Here is a 3,510-nt window from a genome sequence, read left to right on the forward strand (position 1 = left end):
CCCGTCTCAGCTCGATCGTCCTGATCCATGCTGCATCTCACCATGCCGGTCTCCGCTCGGACAAATGGCTGTCCAGGAAAACCGGGTGCAGCTCACACGAAGGTAGCTTATGGTAAAGTGGAAGCTTGGGTGATGAGCGGACCGCTGCCAAGCGTCGTGAAAAGATACCTAAATGCCCGCCACATCTTTCGAGGTGGGGGTCACTGAAGAATTGTGCTTGGCGCAGCTTGCAGAGGAATCACGGTGATGCTTGGCAGCCGGCGGCTGTACTTATCGTGGTACATCCTAATCGGAAAGGGCGCACCGTGGTAGCGCTACCGAAAGCTGTGAGCACGAAGTTGGCAGCGCCGCCTCGGCTGGTCTAGAACACAAGAGCAGCAACCGGAACGCGATTAGTCAGCAATCGAGCCAAGCATAACGGTTGACGTTGCGGCTTCGCATAGTATACGAGAAGCGAACGTAGCAGCCAATGGTACCTCTGCAGATGGATAATGAGCGCCTGTTGTATATACTCCGAGATACTGTCTTGGCCGAGGTGCGGTCGGATCAACCTGACCTGTCGATGCGCCAACTGGCGGTCGTCTTGGTCGTTTATCAGACTGAAGAGCCGCAGACTGTTCGGGGTTTAGCGGCGTCGCTCAACATTCAAAAACCCGCTGTCACCCGCGCTTTAGATTGCCTTGAGGAAATCGACTTGGCCCGTCGTAAGGTCGACCCTCGTGATCGCCGTAGCATCATCGTCGAGCGGACAGGAACGGGCGACGCCATGCTGAAGCGACTGCAAGATGCGATGGCGGAAGCAGAGATCCACTGCATTGACGTTCCTGAGCGCCAACGCTCGATCGCGTGAGCATTTTTACCGCAAGCCCGGCATTGCCCGTGCCGGTCGCCACCGCCTGGGTCCTGTTACATCACATGGCGCCCGACGCAGACGATCGCCGACGCCAATGCTGTTTGGTTCATTGCGTGCGTCTTTGACCTTTGGCCACGAGTTGCATCGCGTTTGGCAGGCGTTGGCCGTCAAGCCACAAATCAACGATGGATGTGATGACGCTGATGGCATTGAAGCCGCGCCCATGAAGCGGGTGGTCGGGCATTCCCAATGCGCACACGTTGCCGCCCTTCTGACAGTCGATCGTGGCACCCCGATACGAGTACGAAGGGCCGCCAAGGGGACCTTCCGCTGCGGTTAGCTCCGGCTCTGGAAGGGCGCCAGCCGAAGGCGGTAGGTTGACGAACATGCTCATGCTATGAGCGTTGCCGAAAACGCCTAATGGTTGATTGCCACGGCAGTATTAAGGAATTGTGAGGTTTGGTTGGGATCTGGAGCGCCCGGTAAACGCTGGCCCGGTTAACCCCGAGACGCGCCGCAATCTCTACGGGCCTTACTCCCTCCGTCCGGAGGTTCAGCCCATGCGCCATTTAACCGTTGGGCAGTCGGCATACGCCCCTTGTACTCCCGTCGGCCTTTGCCTTGGCGATGCCTTCGCGCTGCCGCTCCAACGTCAACGCCCACTCAAACTCTGCAACAGCACCAAGCATCGTCACCCTCAGCGTGCCCATAGGCGTGTGGGTGTGGCTCTCGGAGCCGCCCATGGAGGGGACCCGGCGTGCCGCCCCCGCAGCTTCTAGCCGCGCCATGATGAGGAGAAGATCGGCCACGCTCCGAGCCAGCCTGTCGGGCGAGCCGTGCTGGTCACAGACCGCAAACAGCGTCACGCCCAAGACCCGCTTGCCGCCATCGATGCCGCGCACCCAGGCGGTTGGAGCTGACCGCAAGGAGCGGCTGTCGGCCACCACCGCTGAGGATAGCACCTCGTCCCCAAGCCAGTTGCCGATCGAGCGCGAGAGTTAGCCCAGTCGGGTCCACCGCGCGAAGCTGCTGTACAGGGAGGTGAAGGGAACACCCGAGAGCCAGCTGGCGACGCGCCACTGCAGGCCGCCGAAAGTCAGCGTCCAGGTCAGCCCGATCAGGCGCCGCCGCAGGGTCACGTCCGGCTTGCGGCCGCAGCGAGGCACCCCGATCTGCTCAGGTCCATGGCCTTCAATTCCGTCTCGACCGCGACGACGAAGACCTCGACGTCGGCCAGGGTATTCCAGCCGTCGCCACGGCTGGGTCGGGAAACACGGCGAGCCGGGGGCGGAGGCAGGTCGACACTGCTGCCTAGGCTGGTGCGAGACATCGGCTTTACATGGTGAGGCTCGGCCGGCGCACTTCCCTACGTATCGCAGCCAGCCCAAAGAGGGTGGCTTACTCCGGCTTCAGATTTTAAACTGCGGTGACAGCGTCGGTGGCCTCCGGGCAGGCTGGGCTAAGCCTTTGAGACCAGACACGGTCCAAGCCACCTGCCCGACGCCCGCCAGGATCCCGCCGTTCTGGCCAGGGACGTCAGGTGTCCAGTCAGCCGCGTTGTCGCAGGCGCCAGGCAGCGGGCGCCTCGCCTAGGGTGTCCGATGGCACTTGGCTGGACGAGACTGCCCTCCATCGCCCTGCCGCGACGGCGGCTAAGCGGTCCGTTTCAGGCGGTAAACCCGGCCGTAATGGTCCACTACATCCCGCATCTTCAACCGGTTCAGCATGGTCGATGTCGATGAGGTTTTGATGCTGATGCCACTGGCGTGTGCGGCTTTGACAATTTCATCGAGTGTTAGCCCAGCAGGGTGTTTTTCAAGAATATTAACAACAATACGAGTCAACGGAATCCGACTAGCCCTTAGTGGATTCAAATGAACGTTTGTGTGTTGCAGTTTATTATTTAAATTGAAGGCATCGAAATTATCCAAAATGAAATCAAGAGCTGCAAGTTTCTGGCGCAGAACATCGATTTTTTGTGCTGCTTTGTTCCGTTCTGTTGTGAGTATTTCCAGCACTCGGGTGTGCGAAAGCGTCATCGGCCTCTCCTTGTCCGGCAATGAGTTCTCATCCTGGCACCATCACCCGTCGTCGAAGGAGTCTAGCGGTGTTATTGCGGCTTCGTGCCGCTGCAAAAGCCAAGAAGTCCAAGGCTTATCTCCAATCTGAATTGCCATCGTGGTGCACGGGTCAGCCGCCTGGATGTGCTGGTCGCTGGCCGTCATCGGCATCACGCAGTGCGGACCTACTCCGGCCGCTCGCGGTCGAGCATTCGGTTCAGCACCTCGGCGGCGATGGCCACCTAGGTCGCCGGACGTCCATCCATTTACGAGCGCAGCCCGTTGCCGATGATGCGTTCTCACTGGGAGACGTCGGCCTCCACCAAGGCAAGCCAGTCGTTCTAGCCCGAGGCGTGCTGCAAGCCCATACGGCCGCGCTCGGCGATAGAATGCAAGTGCGCATTCCGCTGCGTCGGCGCGGTTTTGACCGCGGCGCTCGGCACCGGACTCGCAAGCGGCGGGATGACGACGGCGGCATCGGGCTGCCGCGCCGCGACCGCGGCGTAATACCAAGTCTCCGAGAGCATGACTCTCTGGGGATTCCCAGACTGACGGCGCTCTGATTCAACGTGGCGAGCAGAGGAGCTTCGCCATGCC

Annotated in this window: 6 protein-coding genes; 1 reads left to right on the forward strand and 5 read right to left on the reverse strand. The window is 60.5% G+C overall.

What is annotated here, in order from left to right; genetic code table 11:
• Positions 1–535: 535 nt before the first annotated feature.
• Positions 536–850 (forward strand): MarR family transcriptional regulator, encoded by a 315-nt coding sequence (locus tag EP26_RS30095; RefSeq protein ID WP_408735130.1) that lies wholly within the window; start codon positions 536–538, stop codon positions 848–850.
• Between the two features lie 109 nt (positions 851–959).
• Here the strand turns inward: EP26_RS30095 and EP26_RS35880 are convergent, their stop codons facing one another.
• From EP26_RS35880 to EP26_RS30110, 5 genes are all read right to left on the reverse strand, one after another.
• A complete protein-coding gene (locus EP26_RS35880) occupies positions 960–1,247 on the reverse strand; it encodes a hypothetical protein (protein WP_157033952.1) in 288 nt (95 codons plus the stop codon).
• A 175-nt stretch (positions 1,248–1,422) separates the two neighbouring features.
• Entirely contained in the window at positions 1,423–1,755 is a 333-nt protein-coding gene (locus tag EP26_RS30100) for a recombinase family protein (RefSeq protein ID WP_169747552.1), read from the reverse strand.
• Between the two features lie 96 nt (positions 1,756–1,851).
• Complete coding sequence (locus EP26_RS35885; protein WP_157033953.1) at positions 1,852–2,019, reverse strand: hypothetical protein; 168 nt, start codon at positions 2,017–2,019, stop codon at positions 1,852–1,854.
• 486 nt (positions 2,020–2,505) lie between these two features.
• Positions 2,506–2,892, reverse strand: coding sequence for a hypothetical protein (locus tag EP26_RS35890; RefSeq protein WP_157033954.1), 387 nt, complete (start codon positions 2,890–2,892; stop codon positions 2,506–2,508).
• A 362-nt stretch (positions 2,893–3,254) separates the two neighbouring features.
• The gene (locus EP26_RS30110) at positions 3,255–3,440 is read right to left on the reverse strand and encodes a hypothetical protein (RefSeq protein ID WP_043345013.1); all 186 of its coding nucleotides are present in this window, start codon (positions 3,438–3,440) and stop codon (positions 3,255–3,257) included.
• Positions 3,441–3,510 lie beyond the last annotated feature (70 nt).

It is taken from the genome of Belnapia moabensis DSM 16746, assembly GCF_000745835.1.
GTDB classification, from domain to species: domain Bacteria; phylum Pseudomonadota; class Alphaproteobacteria; order Acetobacterales; family Acetobacteraceae; genus Belnapia; species Belnapia moabensis.